Origin of the sequence: Parapedobacter sp. 2B3, from assembly GCF_041925275.1 — a bacterium.
In the GTDB taxonomy this organism is placed as follows: Bacteria; Bacteroidota; Bacteroidia; order Sphingobacteriales; family Sphingobacteriaceae; genus Parapedobacter; species Parapedobacter pyrenivorans_A.
Genome location: NZ_JBHEUZ010000013.1, coordinates 1 through 17503, shown reverse-complemented (window position 1 = coordinate 17503; position 17503 = coordinate 1). Strand labels below are relative to the sequence as shown.

At 50.3% G+C, this 17503-nt stretch carries 19 protein-coding genes; 4 read left to right on the top strand and 15 right to left on the bottom strand.

Annotated features, from left to right (window positions below):
• Positions 1 to 76 precede the first annotated feature (76 nt).
• The 11 genes from ACEVG1_RS14905 to ACEVG1_RS14855 form a co-directional block, all read right to left on the bottom strand.
• A complete protein-coding gene (locus ACEVG1_RS14905) occupies positions 77 to 406 on the bottom strand; it encodes a metal-sulfur cluster assembly factor (RefSeq protein WP_374744549.1) in 330 nt (109 codons plus the stop codon).
• On the bottom strand, positions 387 to 1667 hold the full coding sequence (locus tag ACEVG1_RS14900; RefSeq protein ID WP_374744548.1) for a hypothetical protein: 1281 nt from the start codon (positions 1665 to 1667) through the stop codon (positions 387 to 389). Before ACEVG1_RS14900 ends, ACEVG1_RS14905 begins: the two co-directional genes overlap by 20 nt.
• Positions 1668 to 1736: 69 nt before the next feature.
• Positions 1737 to 2579, bottom strand: a complete 843-nt coding sequence (locus tag ACEVG1_RS14895; protein WP_374744547.1) for a DUF2249 domain-containing protein — start codon at positions 2577 to 2579, stop codon at positions 1737 to 1739.
• A 12-nt stretch (positions 2580 to 2591) separates the two neighbouring features.
• Positions 2592 to 3545, bottom strand: coding sequence for an iron-sulfur cluster repair di-iron protein (gene ric / locus ACEVG1_RS14890; protein ID WP_374744546.1), 954 nt, complete (start codon positions 3543 to 3545; stop codon positions 2592 to 2594).
• Between the two features lie 104 nt (positions 3546 to 3649).
• A complete protein-coding gene (locus ACEVG1_RS14885; RefSeq protein ID WP_374744545.1) occupies positions 3650 to 4417 on the bottom strand; it encodes an ABC transporter permease in 768 nt (255 codons plus the stop codon).
• Complete coding sequence (locus ACEVG1_RS14880; RefSeq protein ID WP_374744544.1) at positions 4414 to 5145, bottom strand: ABC transporter ATP-binding protein; 732 nt, start codon at positions 5143 to 5145, stop codon at positions 4414 to 4416. Before ACEVG1_RS14880 ends, ACEVG1_RS14885 begins: the two co-directional genes overlap by 4 nt.
• Positions 5142 to 6359 carry a nitrous oxide reductase family maturation protein NosD gene (locus ACEVG1_RS14875; protein ID WP_374744543.1) on the bottom strand — a complete coding sequence of 406 codons (1218 nt, stop codon included), beginning with the start codon at positions 6357 to 6359 and terminating at the stop codon, positions 5142 to 5144. The genes ACEVG1_RS14880 and ACEVG1_RS14875 overlap by 4 nt, the downstream gene beginning before the upstream one ends.
• Positions 6360 to 6402: 43 nt before the next feature.
• A complete protein-coding gene (locus ACEVG1_RS14870; RefSeq protein ID WP_374744542.1) occupies positions 6403 to 6849 on the bottom strand; it encodes a nitrous oxide reductase accessory protein NosL in 447 nt (148 codons plus the stop codon).
• Positions 6846 to 7427, bottom strand: a complete 582-nt coding sequence (locus ACEVG1_RS14865; protein ID WP_325636476.1) for a hypothetical protein — start codon at positions 7425 to 7427, stop codon at positions 6846 to 6848. The genes ACEVG1_RS14870 and ACEVG1_RS14865 overlap by 4 nt, the downstream gene beginning before the upstream one ends.
• A gap of 23 nt (positions 7428 to 7450) precedes the next feature.
• Complete coding sequence (gene nosZ, locus ACEVG1_RS14860; RefSeq protein WP_374744541.1) at positions 7451 to 9424, bottom strand: Sec-dependent nitrous-oxide reductase; 1974 nt, start codon at positions 9422 to 9424, stop codon at positions 7451 to 7453.
• A 33-nt stretch (positions 9425 to 9457) separates the two neighbouring features.
• Positions 9458 to 9922 carry a c-type cytochrome gene (locus ACEVG1_RS14855; protein WP_374744540.1) on the bottom strand — a complete coding sequence of 155 codons (465 nt, stop codon included), beginning with the start codon at positions 9920 to 9922 and terminating at the stop codon, positions 9458 to 9460.
• A gap of 337 nt (positions 9923 to 10259) precedes the next feature.
• On the opposite strand from ACEVG1_RS14855, the gene ACEVG1_RS14850 reads away from it, so the two are divergent.
• Together ACEVG1_RS14850 and ACEVG1_RS14845 are read left to right on the top strand one after the other, a co-directional pair.
• Complete coding sequence (locus ACEVG1_RS14850) at positions 10260 to 10868, top strand: Crp/Fnr family transcriptional regulator (RefSeq protein ID WP_374744539.1); 609 nt, start codon at positions 10260 to 10262, stop codon at positions 10866 to 10868.
• The gene (locus tag ACEVG1_RS14845; RefSeq protein ID WP_374744538.1) at positions 10823 to 12100 is read left to right on the top strand and encodes a hypothetical protein; all 1278 of its coding nucleotides are present in this window, start codon (positions 10823 to 10825) and stop codon (positions 12098 to 12100) included. Before ACEVG1_RS14850 ends, ACEVG1_RS14845 begins: the two co-directional genes overlap by 46 nt.
• A 14-nt stretch (positions 12101 to 12114) precedes the next feature.
• On the opposite strand, the gene ACEVG1_RS14840 is transcribed toward ACEVG1_RS14845, so the two are convergent.
• Positions 12115 to 12429: a DUF2442 domain-containing protein gene (locus ACEVG1_RS14840; RefSeq protein ID WP_374744537.1), complete on the bottom strand. Its 315-nt coding sequence runs from the start codon at positions 12427 to 12429 to the stop codon at positions 12115 to 12117.
• Positions 12410 to 12649 (bottom strand): DUF4160 domain-containing protein, encoded by a 240-nt coding sequence (locus ACEVG1_RS14835; RefSeq protein WP_374744536.1) that lies wholly within the window; start codon positions 12647 to 12649, stop codon positions 12410 to 12412. The genes ACEVG1_RS14840 and ACEVG1_RS14835 overlap by 20 nt, the downstream gene beginning before the upstream one ends.
• 117 nt (positions 12650 to 12766) lie before the next feature.
• Between ACEVG1_RS14835 and fumC the strand changes: the two genes are divergently transcribed.
• Positions 12767 to 14164, top strand: a complete 1398-nt coding sequence (gene fumC, locus ACEVG1_RS14830) for a class II fumarate hydratase (protein WP_374744535.1) — start codon at positions 12767 to 12769, stop codon at positions 14162 to 14164.
• 23 nt (positions 14165 to 14187) lie between these two features.
• Positions 14188 to 14661 carry a fumarate hydratase gene (locus ACEVG1_RS14825; RefSeq protein ID WP_374744534.1) on the top strand — a complete coding sequence of 158 codons (474 nt, stop codon included), beginning with the start codon at positions 14188 to 14190 and terminating at the stop codon, positions 14659 to 14661.
• Between the two features lie 10 nt (positions 14662 to 14671).
• Here the strand turns inward: ACEVG1_RS14825 and ACEVG1_RS14820 are convergent, their stop codons facing one another.
• Both ACEVG1_RS14820 and ACEVG1_RS14815 read right to left on the bottom strand, forming a co-directional pair.
• Entirely contained in the window at positions 14672 to 15283 is a 612-nt protein-coding gene (locus ACEVG1_RS14820; RefSeq protein ID WP_374744533.1) for a response regulator, read from the bottom strand.
• Positions 15283 to 17223 (bottom strand): ATP-binding protein, encoded by a 1941-nt coding sequence (locus tag ACEVG1_RS14815; protein WP_374744532.1) that lies wholly within the window; start codon positions 17221 to 17223, stop codon positions 15283 to 15285. Before ACEVG1_RS14815 ends, ACEVG1_RS14820 begins: the two co-directional genes overlap by 1 nt.
• Positions 17224 to 17503 lie beyond the last annotated feature (280 nt).

Genomic DNA, 17503 nt, shown 5'->3' with positions numbered 1-17503 from the left:
TTAGGGATTCCTTCCCCCGGTCATGTGACGGCGGTCACCATTACAAGTGACAAGAATCAGCTTAGTCAAATCGTCCTTATTCCAGCCCCATCTGGGCTTTGCCTTCATCGGTAATCATGTGGTAGTTCCACCGGGGCTCCCATACGATATCGACTTCGATTTCCCGGTCCGGAAAAGCAGCGCCCAACGCATTTTCCACACCCCCCGTTATCGCATCGCCCATGGGGCAGCCGGGCGTGGAGAGGGTCATGGTCACCTTCACTTTTGCCGCATCGGTAAAATCGACACCGTAAACCAAGCCGAGATCAACAATATTGACGTACAGCTCCGGGTCGATGACCTGCATCAGCGCCGTCTGTGCCTTGAGTAATTCCACGGCAAACGGATCATTGAGTTTTATCTCCATCTGTAATCATCGGTTTATGAAAAATCGTCTTGGCCACGTTCACCACATACACGGCGGCCAGTACTATCCAAAGCAATAGCGCCGTGCGTATGACCGGAGTGTAATCCATCACCATTCCTATCACAAGCGATACAAAAGCCGCGACATACAGGTAAAACTGGTAAACGGTAAGCCGTTCACTATACAATTGCTTGGGGAGCGGCACCTTCACTTTGCCGTTGAGGTGCCGGTAATGGCTACTCCAAACGATGAACGGCAGGGTTTTGAATGTTTTGCCCAGGATAATGGCCGTAATCCATCCGAGGAAAAGGAACGTACCGTAAAGGGATACCCAGCGCGTGTCCGAGAAGTAATGGGCAATCGGGATTAGGGTAAAACCCGCTACCAGACAAGCGAATGAAACGGCAGCATGCTTCATCAGTAGCTCTACTTTCCGGCGCAAGCGGTTGCGATACGCATCCGCGAGGTAAAGCAGCCAGGCTAACGTACCCAGCGCAACGATACCGCCATAAACCAGCATTTTTGCCGTGATGGGATTGAAGTACCCGTCGACAAGGAACAGTACCAACCCGACATTCTGCAACACCAGCGCCGTGCAGAGCAACCATTCGCGCTTTGATTTGCCGAGCAGAAACATCGGCACCAGCTTGGTACTTACCCCGGTGATGAGTTGCAGGAACCAACCTGCGAGCCCGGCATGGGCATGGAGCTTCAGTAAATCGAGGTGATTGCGTGGTATGAACGTATAGCGTAGGTTGATAGCCAATAACAGCCCGAGGGTAACGGTAACGAGCAGCCACAGTGCCGAGCTCACAATAAACGCCTGTTGGGGCGTGGTCCGTTGGTTCCGGCCGGCCGTAACGCAGGTATTGATGGTATAGAGCAGGGCAGCCATCACCACCAGTGCGCCGCCGGTAATCATCACAATACCCACTTCGAATATCCAAAATGACCATACCAACAGCAACACACCCAAGGTGAGCGTGAGGTATGATGCAACGGCCAAAGGCACACTGTAGAGGTCGCGCTCGCAGATCACCGGCAGGAGCTGATAGGCAGCGCCGAAGATGACCATCGTACCCCAGCCCAATGCTGCCGTATGCACGATGGCTAGGAGGTGCGGACTGAAATGATGCCCCGTCAGCTCACCGGCAGCCAAAAAAAGCAGTACAGCCAGTGCCGCGAAGCATACCGCTCCGGTACCATAAAACGGCAATACCGCTATGGGATGGGGTGCCTTTCCGATGCTGATGTCTGCCATGATTGTTTGCTGTTTTGCGCTTTGCTGTTTGCTGCCTTACGAACGACTTACAACTTACCACTAAGTAACTTACGACTTACGACTAATAATCAACATCCGCACGTCCCCCTCGCCCACCTCATGGATGTGTGCGGTATACGCTTGGTCGGCCAGTTCTTCCAACAGGTGCAGGGGCACCCGCTTATGCTGTATGTACAGCACTTGGTTTGGCGCCAACGTGGGTAACGTTTCGAGGATGGTTTCCATGGGCAGCGGCATGGGCAGCGGTCGCACGTCGAGCTTAACACGCTGTGCTTCCGGGTAAGCGGCCAACACCTGTTCGAACGACTCTTTGTCATGCATCACCACGCGATCTGTGGTCGCTGTTTCTGTTTCCTCCCGGAGCACCACCCTCGGTTTGAAAAACCACGTATGGTGCTCGTTTGCCGCCACGGTTTCCACGTAGCTTTTGGCGCCTTTTTTATCCAGCAGGCTGAGCAGCGGATACGGGATAAACGAGTTGATGATACATAACAGGTTTCCCGGTGGCAACGCACGGTATCGCTGCACGATGGCCTTCAGGGGGTCGTCGCCAGACTCGATGATACCGCGCACGTCAAAAAGGTCTTTTTCCGTGTCGCCGGCGCAGGCGAGCCAGTCGGGTTGCCGCACCGGCTTGGGTATCTCCGGCCCTGCGGCCGATTCATCCGCTGCGAACTGGAAACCCAGTGGTTCCAACGCTGCCCGGATATCCGCTAAAGAGCAGCCGCCAATGGCGGCCGCTTCGGCCAACGTCACCCGCGGCGCCATCACCCGCCGCAGCAGCGGATTGTTCAATTTACGCAGGGGCTTGGCCAATGCCGCTATCGCTGCGATGCTGTCGGCATTGGCTTTAATCACCTCAGCTACCCGGGTATGTTCGCTGATAACCATGGTATTTCCTCCTTACACTGTTCCCACGCCGCTCAAACGTTCCTTCTCCAACTTCAATGCTTTGGGAAACAAAATATTGTTTTCCAAATGGATATGTTGGAAGAGGTCGTTTTCAAATTCCTTTATTTTATCGAAGAGGTAGGTATAGGAATTGCAAGCATCTGCGGGCAGCTCATAGTCTTTCGTCAATTTCCGCAACGCCTTGAGCTCATCGCCTGCGGAGTCGTGCTCGGCCTCCATCATGTGTACCGGCCCCTCAATTCCGAATACGGTCTGCGCGGGGTCGCCGCTACTTTCCAGGGTCTTGATGGCCGGGAACAGTACGCGTTCTTCCTTTTGCACGTGGCTGTACAGCTCGGCCATCAGTTCCTTTAACCCCTTTGCCAGTCCGAAGAGTTCGGGGTGCACGGCACCATGGCGCGACGCCACCTTTTCCGCTAGTTGTTCGATAACCGGACCGCTTTCACGGATGTACTTGTGATGCACATTATAAATGTAGTCGGCCAAAAAGCCCAGATCCCACGAATCGAAATCGTGCGTAGCCTGTCCGCCGCTAGCAGCTTCCGACCGTTCCAGCTCTTCCTTGACCTGCGCTTCCGTCAGTCCTAACTCTGCAATAGCCTCCTTCAGCGTCTTCTTGCCACCACAGCAGAAATCGATACCCAGCTTCTTGAATACTTCAGCTTTGCGCATATCCTTTGCCGCAATCTCGCCCACGGTCTCTTCGGCTTCGGCAGCCGGCTTGGTTAGTTGTACCTGCCACGTTTCGGGACCCGATTCCAGGTAATCCCAAGTAAAAATATTACCGCGCTCGCCCAATAATTGGTAATAAAGCGGCCGCGGGTCGTGGTCGTTGTGAATGATGAAGCTCTCGCCTTGTTCCAATGCATCGAAATGCTCGAAAATGGTGGGATGTTTTAGCCGCGGTTCGATCTGCGTCACATCCAATACTGCTGTTTTAATCATGACTAATTTGTTATTTGTTAAACACTTACTAATATCGGACACTTTTATCCTTTATTTATTTACTACGTTACTTTTTGACATTACGTTGTCATTTGCGGCACGGATTAGAGGTCGCGCCGTTCAAAAAAACGCGTGGAGAACCACGCGGGCACGACTACCCATAATAAGAGTACCAGGGTTGTTATCGCCATGCCCCATCCTGTTCCGAAGAAATTACGGAAAATGGCACCGGTGTAGCCCATCATTGCCGACAGATCGACCTGCAACAGAATCAATATCCTACTGATATCGATTGGATTGAGCATGGATACGGCAACCATGCCTTTCTCTATGGGGTAGTCGGCAAACTGGAATAGGATAAACAGCACCAGCGCATCGAAGAGCAGGGCGAAGTATAGCCACAACAGGATCGATAGGCCAATGCCTTTCGCCTTATCGCGGATACGCACCGCAGCCCATAGGGCTACCGATACGAATACGACCGACAATAGCATACCGCAAAGCAGCAGTATGATGCCCGAGGGGGTAAACGCATATAGTATGACGGGTATACCTACGCCGATGAGGAAAGCAAGCGCCACGGCACCGGCCAATCCGGTGAATATGCTTAGCCATATCGTTCGGCGTTTCAATGGCTGGCTAACGAGCAATTCGATAAATTCCGCGCTGTTATACAGGTATACCGTCGAAAAAATAATGCTCACCAAGGGGACGACGAACAGGATGATATTCAATAGGCTAACCACCCCTTTGTCAGCGTTGTCTTCGATACTGAATACACTGAACGATAGCACCAGCAGTGCCGCGGCATATACCATGACCGTGCGGCTGCGCAACAGGTCTGCAATGACGTATTTTACAATTTTGTTCATACGGTTACCCCCTTTCCGGCTGCGTCTTTGGCCATGACCTTGGCGATGGCTTTGCCCAGTTTGTCGGTACCCGTTTCTTCTTTCAAGACATCCAGTGATTTGTGGAACAGCGGATGCCCGTCCTGCATGTAGATGACCTGGGTCACTAAATCATCCAAATCGCTCAGCACGTGCGAGGTAATGACAATCAACTTGTCTTTGCTTCTTTCTGTCAGTATTTTATCTTTCAACAACTCCGTGGCTACCGGGTCGAGGCCGGCGGTGGGTTCGTCGAGGACGAGTACTTCGGGCTCGAACATAAACGCCAGGCAGGCGCTCACTTTCTGCCGTGTTCCGCCCGACAGCGTACCCATGCGTTTATCGAGCATATTATGTAGTTCGAACACGTCGAAAAGATCCTTATCTAACGCCGCTTCCGGCATTTTGCGGATATCGCGCATCATGTCCAGCACCTGTCCGATGGTCATATTTTCCGGATACCGGCCTATTTGCGGCATGTAGCCGATGTCGCGCCGGTACTCCCATTGCCGACCAATCGGGTTCCCCTTGAAAAAAATCGTCCCCGATTGTGGTACCACCATGCCCAGTATCGCTTTGATCAGCGTCGTTTTCCCGCTCCCATTGGGGCCGATCAGGGCCACGCATTCCCCTCCCAACAAGGTGAGCGAGACGTCATCGAGCACTTGCAGTTTGCCAAACCGCTTGGATAGTTGTTGTATGGTAATCATAGGGCGACAGGGGTCATCATCGGAAAATCATCCTTCAAATCTTCGGGGATAAGGCTGGGCATCACCCGTTCGGTACGGTCGAGCAGCGTAACCATGAAGCTACGAAACAACAGCATGGCCGTCGGATATTTCTCCACCACCATGGAAAACAGGCTAACCGGCCGGTACGGAACATCCCCCTCCTTGTCTTTATCCAGGTCGTATCCCTCGTATTTATCCCAGTAATTGCGCACAAATGTATTGAGTTTCAAGGAACCGTTGGTCGCTAAATCAAAGGTATTTTGTACAAAATTGTTTTGTGTAAGCATATTGTCCATACAGCTGGATTGCATTTTCATCGCCCAGCCGTTCCCTTCAAATTGGTTGCGTTGTATCTGCACGCGGTTGCTTCCTTCCATCAGTATCCCCGTGGTATTACGGGAAAACACGTTATGCTCGATGTGGCTATCGGTGATATCCTTGAGCAATAGCCCATAGGCTGCATCTCCCCAGTTCTCGCTGAATACATTATTTTCCATGCGCACCCGTTTGGTATACATCACGGCCACACCTGCGCCGTTGCGGGAAAAGGTATTCCCATAGTACCCGTTTTCGTGCGAAAACATAAAGTGGAGTCCATACCGCCGGTTATCCGATGCCACGTTATCGCGAACGTCAGTGTGCGTGACGAACTCGAGGTATATCCCATCGCGGTGGCCAGTGATGCGGTTGCCAGTGATGTAAAGGCTGTCACTTTTCCAACTGTGTATCCCGTTGCCGGTTAGCTGTTCGGTCTCACCATACGCTGTAAGCTGATTGTTGCGTACGGTACATTGCTGGGAACCCTGTAAATAGATGCCGAAAAAGTTGTCATCAAGCATATTGTCCGCAATCGTGATGTGGTGCGTATCGTAGACCTTGATGGCCGCAATATCCCGTATCGACGATTGGCCGGACGCTTTGATGGTAAAACCACTTATCGTCACATAGGGAACGAAAACGGAAAAGGGTTCGTATTCCTTTTCACCGTCGATGATCGGGTTGTCCACACCGATCAAGACAATACCCTTCCGGATTTCGATATTGCCCTCCCGGTATATCCCAGCGTGTACCCGGATGGTATCGCCAGCTACTGCTTTCGCCAAGGCTTGCTTAATGGAAGTTATGGGGTGCGATGGGCCAACCTGAATGGTAGCGGCATATCCCACGCCCCCCACCATCAGGCAAACACACATACAAAAAACACCGTAAACAGGCCTTAACATCGATACATTCCACTTATTTCCAGAGATCTGCCCATGTCAGTTCTTCACCGCCATGAGTCTCTTGCACTTGTGCCAGCTCTTCCCGGGTCGCAAATGCCGCGACATCACCGCGCATGGGACTTTTCAAGGACTCGCTTTTCAGGAAGAAAAGTCCGTCTGAAGGGAGCAATTTATTTGCATGGCTATAATCGGGCAGGTAGTATTCAGCCACATCTTCCTGGGCAACGCTACCAGCCTTCACAAAAGCAATCATGCATTGCACATCGTCGAAATTGTACGCCCGGCCCTTCGTGGTAGCGAGTTTGCATCCGAAGCGCGCATCGCTAACCGTCATCCTACAATGACCGCATTGGTCATGCCCGTAGTTGATGGGTTCCGGTCCGCCGCCGCCACATGCCTGAACGGCCAATGCCAACACCACTCCCAATGCGAATAAACTTACTAATCGTATGATATTCATGATACCACTTGTTTTGTATTAACCAATCTCCATTCGGCAAAAACGCAGTATGCTAGCAGTACACCACAGGAAATAAATATCCATCCCCCCACATCGGGTATCGAAAATGCACCGAAGTTCAGCAACTGTTTGAACCCGATCAACGGTGGCTGGTAAGCCATGCCGGGCACCTGTATAGGTGCCGTCGGGTCGAGGTCGTGTCCGTATTCATACAGCCAGCGCCAAAAATCGACCATCGCGACGACCCCGAAAAGCAGGAATGCCCCAAACAGAATGTATAACAACCGCCGCCGCCCCAAAAGCCCCACCACAATAAAGGCAAGCCCGTAGATACCGATCAAGTAAGGCAGTACGGTAAATTCGATAAAATCCTCGGCATGGAGTACTTTCATCCCGATGTAGTGGTTCAATCCATTGATGATGTCGACCTGTCCATCCAGTTTATAACTGTATATCAACAGTTCGAGCCCTTCGGGATACTGTGCAGCGTCCAGTTCGATACGCCATATCGGCAATGCGATGACGGCAAGCAGGGCCACGCCGCTGATAGCGAGTATGGCCCTGTGCAATGATTTCATAGGATATTGGCTTTTCACGTCACTTATTTTTTGGTGCCGGTATAGGCTGTCATGGGTACGTTACTTCCTTTAGGAGAGACACGTACATAGCCTGACATTTCCTGGTGCAATGCCGAACAGAAGTCGGTGCAATAGAATGGGAAGATACCCACGCGGTCCGGCACCCACTTGAGCGTTGTCGTCTCACCCGGCATGATGAGTAGCTCGGAGTTATTGGCGCCTTTGATAGCAAATCCATGGGGCATATCCCAATCCTGCTCCAGGTTGGTCACGTGGAAATAAACCTCATCGCCCAACCGTATGCCTTCGATGACGTCGGGAGTGAGGTGGGACCGGATGGTGGTCATGTACACCCGCACAATGTTACCCTCACGTTCTATACGGGCCTCGGCTTCGCCGTTCGTTTTATGCGGGTGTGCGTTGGCATTGATGTCGTATATCTTCAACGATTTATCCATCAGCATCTCCGCTGGTATGGCTTGCGCATAGTGGGGCTCGCCAATGGTCGGGAAATCGAGGAGTAATTCCATTTTATCGCCGCTGATGTCAAACAATTGGGCACTGTGCGCCAATTCGGGACCTGTAGGCAGGAACCGGTCTTTGGTGATCTTGTTGTACGCTACCAAATATTTGCCATAGGGGTTCTTGGAGTTTCCACCCGCCACCATCAAGTGGCCAACAGAATAATACGTAGGTTGCCTATCGAGGACTTCCAGCGACTCTACATTCCATTTTACCACTTCCGACGAAACGAAGAAAGAAGTATAGGCATTCCCTTTGGCGTCAAATTCGGTGTGTAGCGGTCCCAATCCGGGCTTTTGGACTTCCCCATGCAGTACTGACTCGTACTTCATGACGGGTATACCACCGTAACGCTCGCCTTCGAACTCCTTATTGGCAATGGCTTGCTGCAATTTCTCAAAACTGAATACCGGGATTAACGCGGCCAGCTTACCACTGCCTACAATGTATTCGCCAGTAGGGCTCACGTCAGCCCCGTGGGGTGATTTCGGACAGGGGAGCAAATACGCCAAGTCGTCAAATTCGGCCACATCCAACACGGTGACTTCGGTTTTTATTTCGTGGGTAGCGCTGTGGGTATGTTCATCCCATTTGTTGTGTGCATAGCGCACGTTGGTTTGCTTGGTACCACGCCCTGCCTTGAAATATTCTTCCGCTTTCTTCCAGTTGATGGCCATGATGAAGTCCTTGTCGTTCTGTGAGGCGTTGACCTCCTGCAAGGTGTGGGCCTGCTCCGAGTTGTAGCAACTGATAAACAACCATCCACCTGATATGCCTTTTCCAGCACCGGACAAGTCAAAATTCAGACCGGGGGTTTTTAATTGGAACGTGATATCGAATTCACCGGTTTCTTTATCCACACTTACGAAACTGATGTGGCCTTTGAAATTTTCCTTATAGGAATCGATAGGCACATCGCTCTCGGGCCCATCCGGCGGTACGCTGAAGCGTGTTGCGGCAATCACGTATTCCGAATTTTCCGTGGTAAACGGCGAGCAGTGGTTACCGCCCGTATTGGGGATTTCGATGATCTCCGCCGTACGGAACGTCGTGAGGTCGATCCGCGCCAGGCGAGGCGTGTTGTTGGAGTTGGCAAACACCCACTTACCATCCGGCATGCCATCCGTGAAAGACGATTCGATGTGGTGCAGGTCATCCCACGGAACGAAGCCATGTGAGGTCATCAGCATGGGCTTGGTTTCCTCGCTGAACCCCCATGCCTTTTCGGGATCGACCGAAAACACGGGAATAACCCGGAATAGCCGGCCACTAGGCAAGCCGTATACACTCATTTGCCCGCTGAATCCACCGGAGGTGAAGGTATAAAATTCATCATACTGCCCGGGGGGCACATACGTCCGTTGGGCCGCATTTCCAGACACTGCGCTTCCAGCTCCTTTGGGTCTGCAAGCATTGAAGGACAGCGATACCGCGGCTACGGCGGCCATCCACAGGAGATATTGTTTTGGCTTCATTATACGATATATTAGTGATATATTAAAGTCTCGCTATTGTACCCCGTCATTTTCACGCATGAACTCCAGGATCTTGCGTGCTTCTTCATCAGCGAGGTTCTGGTTGGGCATACGCACCAAGCAGATTTCCAACTGCGCCTGTAGTTCAGGATCCTTATCAATCATGGGATCGGGGTTGGTAATAAAATTCATAATCCATTCGGGACGGTGTTTTTCGGTAACGCCCGCCCAACCCGGTCCGACCAGCCGCTCATCGGTATATTTATGGCAGCTTGCACATTTCAGGTCGGCAATCACTTTGCCCTCCTGTGCCATAGCTGCATCCAGTTGATCGCCCACGTCCACATTGTCAAATTTTCCTTCACCCCGCTTCGGATCGTAGTCTTCGGGGTTGGCCGTAGACTGTGCGGTAGCGTTGTTGTCGTTGTTTTGTTTTCCTCCTTGGGAGCATGCGTACAGCGCAACTCCCAGCGTCAGTAGAACCAGTAGCTTTTTCATTTTATTATTTTTTAGGGTTATTATTGTAACCCATGAAGGTACGAATTGTTTTTAATTTACCTTGTATGACGTTCCCTTCTTTCTGAAGCAAAACTAAGTAGCGTGCGCTAGTGATTTTATGCGTACGGTCACAAAACAACCTGTCGTATCGCACAAGGTAACACCAGATAACCATTAACACATTGTATTCCAATAATATAAATCACACTTTAATGATTTATGATTGTTGTCACTTCTACAGTTGACAGCAGTCATGCGGCCTTCATGTACCAGCCATTACCTTTGTATCTATCGCTTATTGCTAACGAAATGTTGATACTATTTTAATCTCAACATCATGATAGACACCGATTTACTATTAGAAAAAGGCGCAACCTATCGGCATACCGAGGCGGGTGAGATCATTTTCAATGAAGGTGCGCAGGCAACATTCTACTATCAATTGGTTTCGGGTAAGGTAAGGTGGTCGCACTTCGATGATAACGGGAAAGAAGTACTTCACAAAATCGTGGAAGCTGGAGAAGCTTTCGGTGAGCTGCCGCTTTTCGATGGGGAGCCCTACGGGGCCAGCGCAGTGGCCGATTCGCCCTGCACCCTCCTGCGGTTGAGCACCACCTCATTCCATGAGCTGCTTGCCGAACATCCCGACATTCACTTGGCATTTACCAAGTCTATGGTTTCCCATTTACGTTTCAAGGTCTTCTTGCTCAATGCGCTGGCTAAAAACAATCCCCAAACTGCCCTTGTTGAATTAATTGATTATTTCAACCGGCACGGCAAGCTGATATGCCAAGACTGCAACCGGTTGATGGTTACCCGGCAGCAACTAGCCAACATGCTCGGTCTACGGGTTGAAACGGTTATCCGGGCCATCAAGCAACTGCAACAAGAGGACAAGTTATGCATCGTAAAAGGCAAAGTATTCGTTCCGGCCGACGGGGTCTGATGGCTGCCCTCGGCCGTATCACTGTGCGCCAATGGCTGTTATTGGCACTTTTCAATCTATTATTGGTTGCCGCGCTCGGCCTATTGATGCGACTGAAAGTGTTGCTCCCTATGCCGGCAATCAACCAGAAATTCCTGCTCCATGCCCATTCCCACTTCGCGTTCGCCGGGTGGGTGTCGCATGCATTGATGGTGTTGGTGGTGGCAATGATCTTCAACCGGCAACAACACGAAAAGCTACCTTGGCGATATCAACTCACGGTTTTTGCCAACCTGCTGGCCAGCTATGGCATGCTCATCAGTTTCTTTCTCCAAGGCTATGGGCTTTACTCCATTGTGGCGTCAACGGCCACCGTTGCGGTTTCCTACGTATTTGCGGTGATGTGTTGGCGGGATATGGCGATCAGTGGCCGTCATTCTCTTGCCTTTAGTTGGCTTCGGGCAGCATTGCTGTTTCTCGTGCTATCATCCGTAGGTACATTTTACTTGGCCCACCTCATGACGTCAAACAATATAGACTCCCGGCTACAACTCGCCTCGGTATATTTTTACTTACATTTCCAGTATAACGGCTGGTTTTTCTTTGCGTGCATGGCCTTGGTGCAACATTGGTTCAATCGTATTGGCGTGTCCGTAAACCATCCAAAGACCATATTTTGGTTATTTGCGTTAACCTGTCCGATCAACTACCTGCTTTCCGTGCTCTGGTGGGATATGCCTGCCTGGCTCTACGTCGGCGTGGTAGTGGCAGTGGTGGCGCAAAGCATTGCTTGGGCACAATGGCTGCGTAGCTGTGTGGTAAATCGACTGGTGTTCGGGCATTCATTAACCGCCGTGGCAAAATGGCTACTTATCGGCGTGGCCACCGCGGCGACCATCAAGTTCGTCCTCCAAGGGTTATCGGTCATCCCATCACTGAGCCAATTGAGTTACAGTTTCCGCCCCATTGTCATCGGTTACCTTCACCTCGTTTTACTGGCTGTCATCAGCCTCTTCATCATCGCATATAGCTATATCGTTGGCGTGCTACAAATCAACCGTCTCGCCATTACGTCGACGACTGTCTTCGTGGCCGGAGTCATATTAAACGAATTACTCTTGATGGCGCAGGGCATTTCGGGATTGGCCCTTACGCCCATCCATCATGTGCCCCTGTTGCTGGCGGTCGCGGCCGGTGTGCTCCTTGTTGGTATCGTAGGGTTATTGTGGAGTCAGCGGCATAAGCGCTTATGAATTGAGGGCGTTTGTTAGGCTACTTTATGTTTATTATAAATAATGCTTTTCAAGCTATTACTCAGAAATCCCTTTAGGCTTAAATCCTCGTCTACATCGGGCCAATGGATGCCCGTTCCCTTTCCAATGAGCTCATAATTCCTCAATTGATCGCCCGAAGCATCTTTCAATCTTGGATACTGAGAAATTGACTCTCGCAAAACTCCCCCTGTATTTAAAAGTACAAGAAGTAAATCCAATTCGGTATGTACATCAATCGCTTGAATTCTTATGTTCTCCCCGTAAATCAATTGCTCTAATGCATCGTACCTATTGTTCGAAATACTCATGCCAAACTTTTTTAAATTCTTCTTTGTGCCTATCTGCTATGTCGAGCAGCTTCTTTTCTTCTTGTTTGGTAAAACCGTGCATGTATACACGTTCAAACAAGGGCTCCAGCCATATTTTCCCTTCGGCATCGGCCTTTTGAACATGCACGTGTGGTGGTTCATTACCTTCCGAGGAGTAAAAATAAAACCTGAATCCACTCTCAATTAATAGTGTCGGCATCTAATTTAACCCGAATACTTACCAAAGGTAAGAAAGTTCCGTCTATTAGCCAATGCTTTTGCATTTTCACATCTCCTGTATCTTCGTACCTTTGCAACATATCAAAACAACGATTCCATGTCATACCGAATAGAACACGATACCATGGGCGAGGTGCAAGTACCCGCCGACAAGTACTGGGGTGCGCAAACAGAGCGTTCCCGCAACAATTTCAAGATAGGTCCTTCGGCATCGATGCCCAAGGAAATCATCGAAGCTTTTGCTTACCTTAAAAAGGCCGCCGCTTATACCAATACCGATGCGGGTATACTGCCCGCGGAAAAGCGCGACCTCATCGCCCAGGTATGTGATGAGATACTCGCGGGCCAATTGGCCGACGAGTTCCCCCTGGTCATCTGGCAGACCGGATCGGGTACACAGTCCAACATGAACGTCAACGAAGTGGTTTCCAACCGCGCCCATGTGCTGCAAGGTCATAAGCTGGGTGAAGGGAAGGCCTTTATTCATCCCAATGACGACGTCAACAAGTCGCAATCGTCGAACGACACGTATCCAACGGCCATGCACATCGCGGCGTATAAGCGTCTGGTGGAAACCACCATACCGGGTGTTGAAAAATTGCGCGACACACTGAAAGCCAAATCCGAGGCCTTCGCCCAAGTGGTGAAGATCGGTCGTACGCATTTGATGGACGCCACACCACTTACCCTTGGACAGGAGTTTTCGGGTTATGTAGCCCAGCTTGATTACGGGCTCAAAGCACTCCGCAACACCATGGCCCATCTTTCGGAGCTTGCCCTTGGCGGTACTGCCGTGGGCACGGGAATCAACACCCCGAAGGGATATGCGGAAAACGTGGCCAAATATATCGCTGATTTTACGGGATTGCCGTTCCGTACCGCACCCAACAAATTCGAGGCATTGGCTTCGCACGACGCCATCGTGGAAAGCCACGGTGCGTTGAAGCAATTAGCTGTATCGTTGCATAAGATCGCCAATGATATCCGCATGCTGGCTTCCGGCCCGCGGTCCGGTATTGGCGAAATTGTCATTCCGGAAAATGAGCCAGGTTCGTCCATCATGCCGGGCAAGGTAAACCCAACACAATGCGAGGCCCTGACCATGGTAACCGCACAGGTCATCGGTAACGACGTAGCCATTTCTTTTGGCGGCGCTAATGGGCACTACGAGCTGAATGTGTTCAAACCTGTCATGGCAACCAATTTCCTGCAATCTGCCCGGCTTATCGGCGATGCCTGCGTATCGTTCAACGACCACTGCGCCATTGGTATTGAGCCAAATTACGATGGCATCAAAAAACATGTAGAAAACTCGTTGATGCTTGTCACGGCACTCAATCCGCACATCGGTTATGAGAATGCGGCGAAAATCGCCAAAAAAGCACACAAGGAAAATAAATCGTTGCGGGAAGCCGCGCTCGAATTGGGACTGCTGACCAACGAGCAATTTGACGAGTGGGTACGGCCGGAAGACATGATCGGTGGATTGAAATGAGTTGCCGGCTATTTCTAGCCGGTATGCTTTTTTTGCTGGCAAGCAGCTGCCGTTTCAACCCCGATATCCAATACGAAGGCGCTGATTACCTGCAAGGGGTGTGGAGGCAGGACAGTATTCCCATGCAGGATGCCCTGCTCCAATATACGCTGCATGAACTGAAATTCACCTGCGATTCCATCTATGCCACCATGCACGTTACCTCCAAAGCCAAAAACATAGCGGATTCCTGCTATAACGAAGGACAATGGACGGAATACGCCAAAGGAATCTATGTGGTAAGGGGCGATAGCTTACTTGTGGATGGATTATATACCAAAGCAGATTGGCGCCAGAAAATCTCGGGTTGCTACCGCATCGGACAATACCTGCCCCGATTCAAAATCGTCCGGTATACCGCCGACTCACTGATACTCGAAAACCGGTATGATCAACGGCCGCTCCTTTTACGCAAAACGGCCGACATCACCTGCGTACCTAAGAAACGCTGGGAATGAAGGGAGTTAATCAAATCAATTTTTGCTCAAGTGCCATTTTCACCAGTACTGCAGTGTTTTTTGCGCCCAATTTCAATAGCAGGTTCTTCCGGTACCCTTTGATCGTTTCGGGGCTCAAAAAAATCTGCTCGGCTATTTCACCGTTGGTCAGCCCTTCCGAAATTAGGCGGAGCAGTTCGCGTTCGCGCGGACTCAACCAGATTTTCTTTGGCGATGGCCTTTTCATCAAGAGATCGATTTCATGGCAGAGGAACGTCTTGCCGGCAGCCACCGCCGCTATGCCAGCCAATACCTCGTCTGCCATGGCATTTTTGACCAAGTAGCCCGAAGCACCATTATCCAGCATCTGCCGTACGATTGTATATTCGTTATGCGTCGTCAATGCCAATACGTTGATTTCCGGAAACTGCGCTTTCACTTCCTTGCAGAAATCCACCCCGCTGCTATCTGGCAAGCCGACATCTAGCAGCAGTACGTCCGGTTTCCAGAAGCCAAGAGAAAGTCGACAATCCGCGGCGCTATGTGCTACACCAACGACCTTTGCTACGCCGGAATCTTCAATAAGGCTCTGCAATCCTTCCGTTAGGATCTTATGGTCGTCTACGATTGCTACGCTGATCATTACTGTCCTTTTAGTTCCAGTTCCACATGGATTTCCGTCCCCTGCCCGGACGAATAAATCTCCATTTTGCCCTGAAAGGCAGCTACCCGCTGTCGGATGTTCTGCAATCCCATCCCTTCGGGGACCGTATGCTCATCAAAGCCTTTGCCATCATCCTGTACGGTAAAGGATATCCGCTCCGGTTCCTGGACCAATTGCACATTGATTTGCGTACTCTCGGCGTGTTTCAGTGCATTGTTGACCAGCTCGTGGATACACCGGTAAATCATGATCTCGAGTTTCTCGGGCAGGCGGGCCTCATCGCCGAAATAATGGAAGTGAGCCACGGGGATGGCATCACAGAAATCCGACAGGGAGATTTTCAAGCCATAGCGCAAGAGTGACTCCGGCATCATGTGGTGCGCTACGCGACGGAGTTCCTGTATGGAATCGTCTAGCATACCCAACGCTGTCTGGAAGCGGGAAACGTCTACCGCTTCCAGCACCGCATTGCCTTTCACCTGCGGCAAATTGATCTTCACTGCAGACAGCATGCTGCCCAGTCCGTCGTGCAGGTCCTTGGCCAGGCGCGTACGTTCGGCCGCTTCACCGTCTAGTGTAGCCTGTACAGCCACCAATTGCTGTTCTTGCTCCAAGCGTTGCGTTGCTTCCTCTGCCAACTTCCGTTTGCTGACCGCCAGGCGAAAGCGTACAAACGCAAATGCCAGCGCGATAAGCAGCACAGTTGCCCCCGCAACACCTAACCACCCGTGCAATTGCCGTTGTTTTTCTAAAGCTCCGATCTTGAGTTCCTTTTTTTCGGTTTCGTATTTTACCTCCATTTCGGTCAGGGAATTTTGATACATTTCATTACTATAATGGTCTACAGCCGATTTGTATCGTGCAAAATAATCCTCCATCGCATCGAGATTTCCCAAGTGGGCATATATCAACGGTAGGTTGGAAAATACCGTCAGTTTCAGATGGTGATCTGTCGAATCAGTTTCCAGGGCCGCCAGTGCGGCTTGGGCAGATTTTTCATAGTGTTGCATGTAATAGCTGATACTGGAGATATCTGCGTACGAGTGCGCAATGAGATTTGTATTGCCAATCTTTTTTGCCAGATGAAACCCTTCTTCCGCGTATTTCATCGCATTGGTATAGTCGTCATACTGAAAATAAGCCCCGCAAAGTGTTTGCAGCGCTTTGATTTCGTTAGAAAGGCTACCTGATTCCCGATGAATTGTAAGTGACGCCTCCGCATAGTGTATCGCTTTTTCTTTGCCGCCCTCCTCGTACTTGTAAACACTGCTCAATGAGAGATAAATATCCCCCAGGTTTTGCTTATTCCCGTCTTTTAACGCAATTTTTTCTGCTTTTTCATAATAGGCCAATGCTTGCTTATTATTCTGCATGAGGTGGTAGGTTCCACCTATCCCCATATAAACATCACACAATTGTTGGTCATCTACGAGTTGTTCGCCTACTTTCACTGCTTCGAGATACCGTCCCAACGCTTTTTCGTATTGCCCTTGCCTGCGGTATAATTGGCCGTACATTTTGAGCGTAGAAATTTCCCTTTCGTTGTCCTTGTTTTGCCGTGTCAACCCCAACGTTTTGTCGAAATAAAAAGCTGCAGAATCATATACCGTGCTTACGTAATAGGAAGATCCAAGGTAATACAGAAATGCCGACTCGGATTTTTGATCGCCTTCCTGTTTCGCTATGTTCAGCCCCTCTACACTAAACAACCTGGACCGACTGGGATGGTCATTGATATACCCTAGCGCGAGCTCTTTATATACGTCTATTTTTTCCGCATTCGTCAACTTCCCTGTTGCCAACGCCTGCTCCAGCGAATCCAGCGACTGCCCACATAAAAGGATAGGGGATGCAATTGCCATGGACACAATCAGCAACAGGCGTGCCCATATTGTCTTTTTACGTCTATGTCTTTTCATAAGATTACCTATATAGGTTTAGCAAATGTAAGCGTTCCACCAAAACAAATGTATGTTGTTTACTCCCAATTAAAAACCCCCTTTGGGGGGTAAAACCGGGGCGCTGCGGGCGCCTACCTTTGCTTTCGCCATGGAGGTATTGCAAAGTAGCGAACAGCTCTCAGAAATAATAACGATGATAACTAAAGGGCATCTCTAAAAACTAGGTATTCTGCCTTTCGGGATTTGGTTTTTGAAAATTTTTTGTGTTCTAAATCTCATTGTTGATGTGCTGTTTTTG

Bases quoted from the DNA above. Each gene is read 5' to 3' on its own strand.
- ACEVG1_RS14905 (WP_374744549.1), bottom strand. From the start codon at position 406: ATGGAGATAAAACTCAATGATCCGTTTGCCGTGGAATTACTCAAGGCA.
- ACEVG1_RS14900 (WP_374744548.1), bottom strand. From the start codon at position 1,667: ATGGCAGACATCAGCATCGGAAAGGCACCCCATCCCATAGCGGTATTG.
- ACEVG1_RS14895 (WP_374744547.1), bottom strand. From the start codon at position 2,579: ATGGTTATCAGCGAACATACCCGGGTAGCTGAGGTGATTAAAGCCAAT.
- ric (WP_374744546.1), bottom strand. From the start codon at position 3,545: ATGATTAAAACAGCAGTATTGGATGTGACGCAGATCGAACCGCGGCTA.
- ACEVG1_RS14885 (WP_374744545.1), bottom strand. From the start codon at position 4,417: ATGAACAAAATTGTAAAATACGTCATTGCAGACCTGTTGCGCAGCCGC.
- ACEVG1_RS14880 (WP_374744544.1), bottom strand. From the start codon at position 5,145: ATGATTACCATACAACAACTATCCAAGCGGTTTGGCAAACTGCAAGTG.
- ACEVG1_RS14875 (WP_374744543.1), bottom strand. From the start codon at position 6,359: ATGTGTGTTTGCCTGATGGTGGGGGGCGTGGGATATGCCGCTACCATT.
- ACEVG1_RS14870 (WP_374744542.1), bottom strand. From the start codon at position 6,849: ATGAATATCATACGATTAGTAAGTTTATTCGCATTGGGAGTGGTGTTG.
- ACEVG1_RS14865 (WP_325636476.1), bottom strand. From the start codon at position 7,427: ATGAAATCATTGCACAGGGCCATACTCGCTATCAGCGGCGTGGCCCTG.
- nosZ (WP_374744541.1), bottom strand. From the start codon at position 9,424: ATGAAGCCAAAACAATATCTCCTGTGGATGGCCGCCGTAGCCGCGGTA.
- ACEVG1_RS14855 (WP_374744540.1), bottom strand. From the start codon at position 9,922: ATGAAAAAGCTACTGGTTCTACTGACGCTGGGAGTTGCGCTGTACGCA.
- ACEVG1_RS14850 (WP_374744539.1), top strand. From the start codon at position 10,260: ATGATAGACACCGATTTACTATTAGAAAAAGGCGCAACCTATCGGCAT.
- ACEVG1_RS14845 (WP_374744538.1), top strand. From the start codon at position 10,823: ATGCATCGTAAAAGGCAAAGTATTCGTTCCGGCCGACGGGGTCTGATG.
- ACEVG1_RS14840 (WP_374744537.1), bottom strand. From the start codon at position 12,429: ATGAGTATTTCGAACAATAGGTACGATGCATTAGAGCAATTGATTTAC.
- ACEVG1_RS14835 (WP_374744536.1), bottom strand. From the start codon at position 12,649: ATGCCGACACTATTAATTGAGAGTGGATTCAGGTTTTATTTTTACTCC.
- fumC (WP_374744535.1), top strand. From the start codon at position 12,767: ATGTCATACCGAATAGAACACGATACCATGGGCGAGGTGCAAGTACCC.
- ACEVG1_RS14825 (WP_374744534.1), top strand. From the start codon at position 14,188: ATGCTTTTTTTGCTGGCAAGCAGCTGCCGTTTCAACCCCGATATCCAA.
- ACEVG1_RS14820 (WP_374744533.1), bottom strand. From the start codon at position 15,283: ATGATCAGCGTAGCAATCGTAGACGACCATAAGATCCTAACGGAAGGA.
- ACEVG1_RS14815 (WP_374744532.1), bottom strand. From the start codon at position 17,223: ATGAAAAGACATAGACGTAAAAAGACAATATGGGCACGCCTGTTGCTG.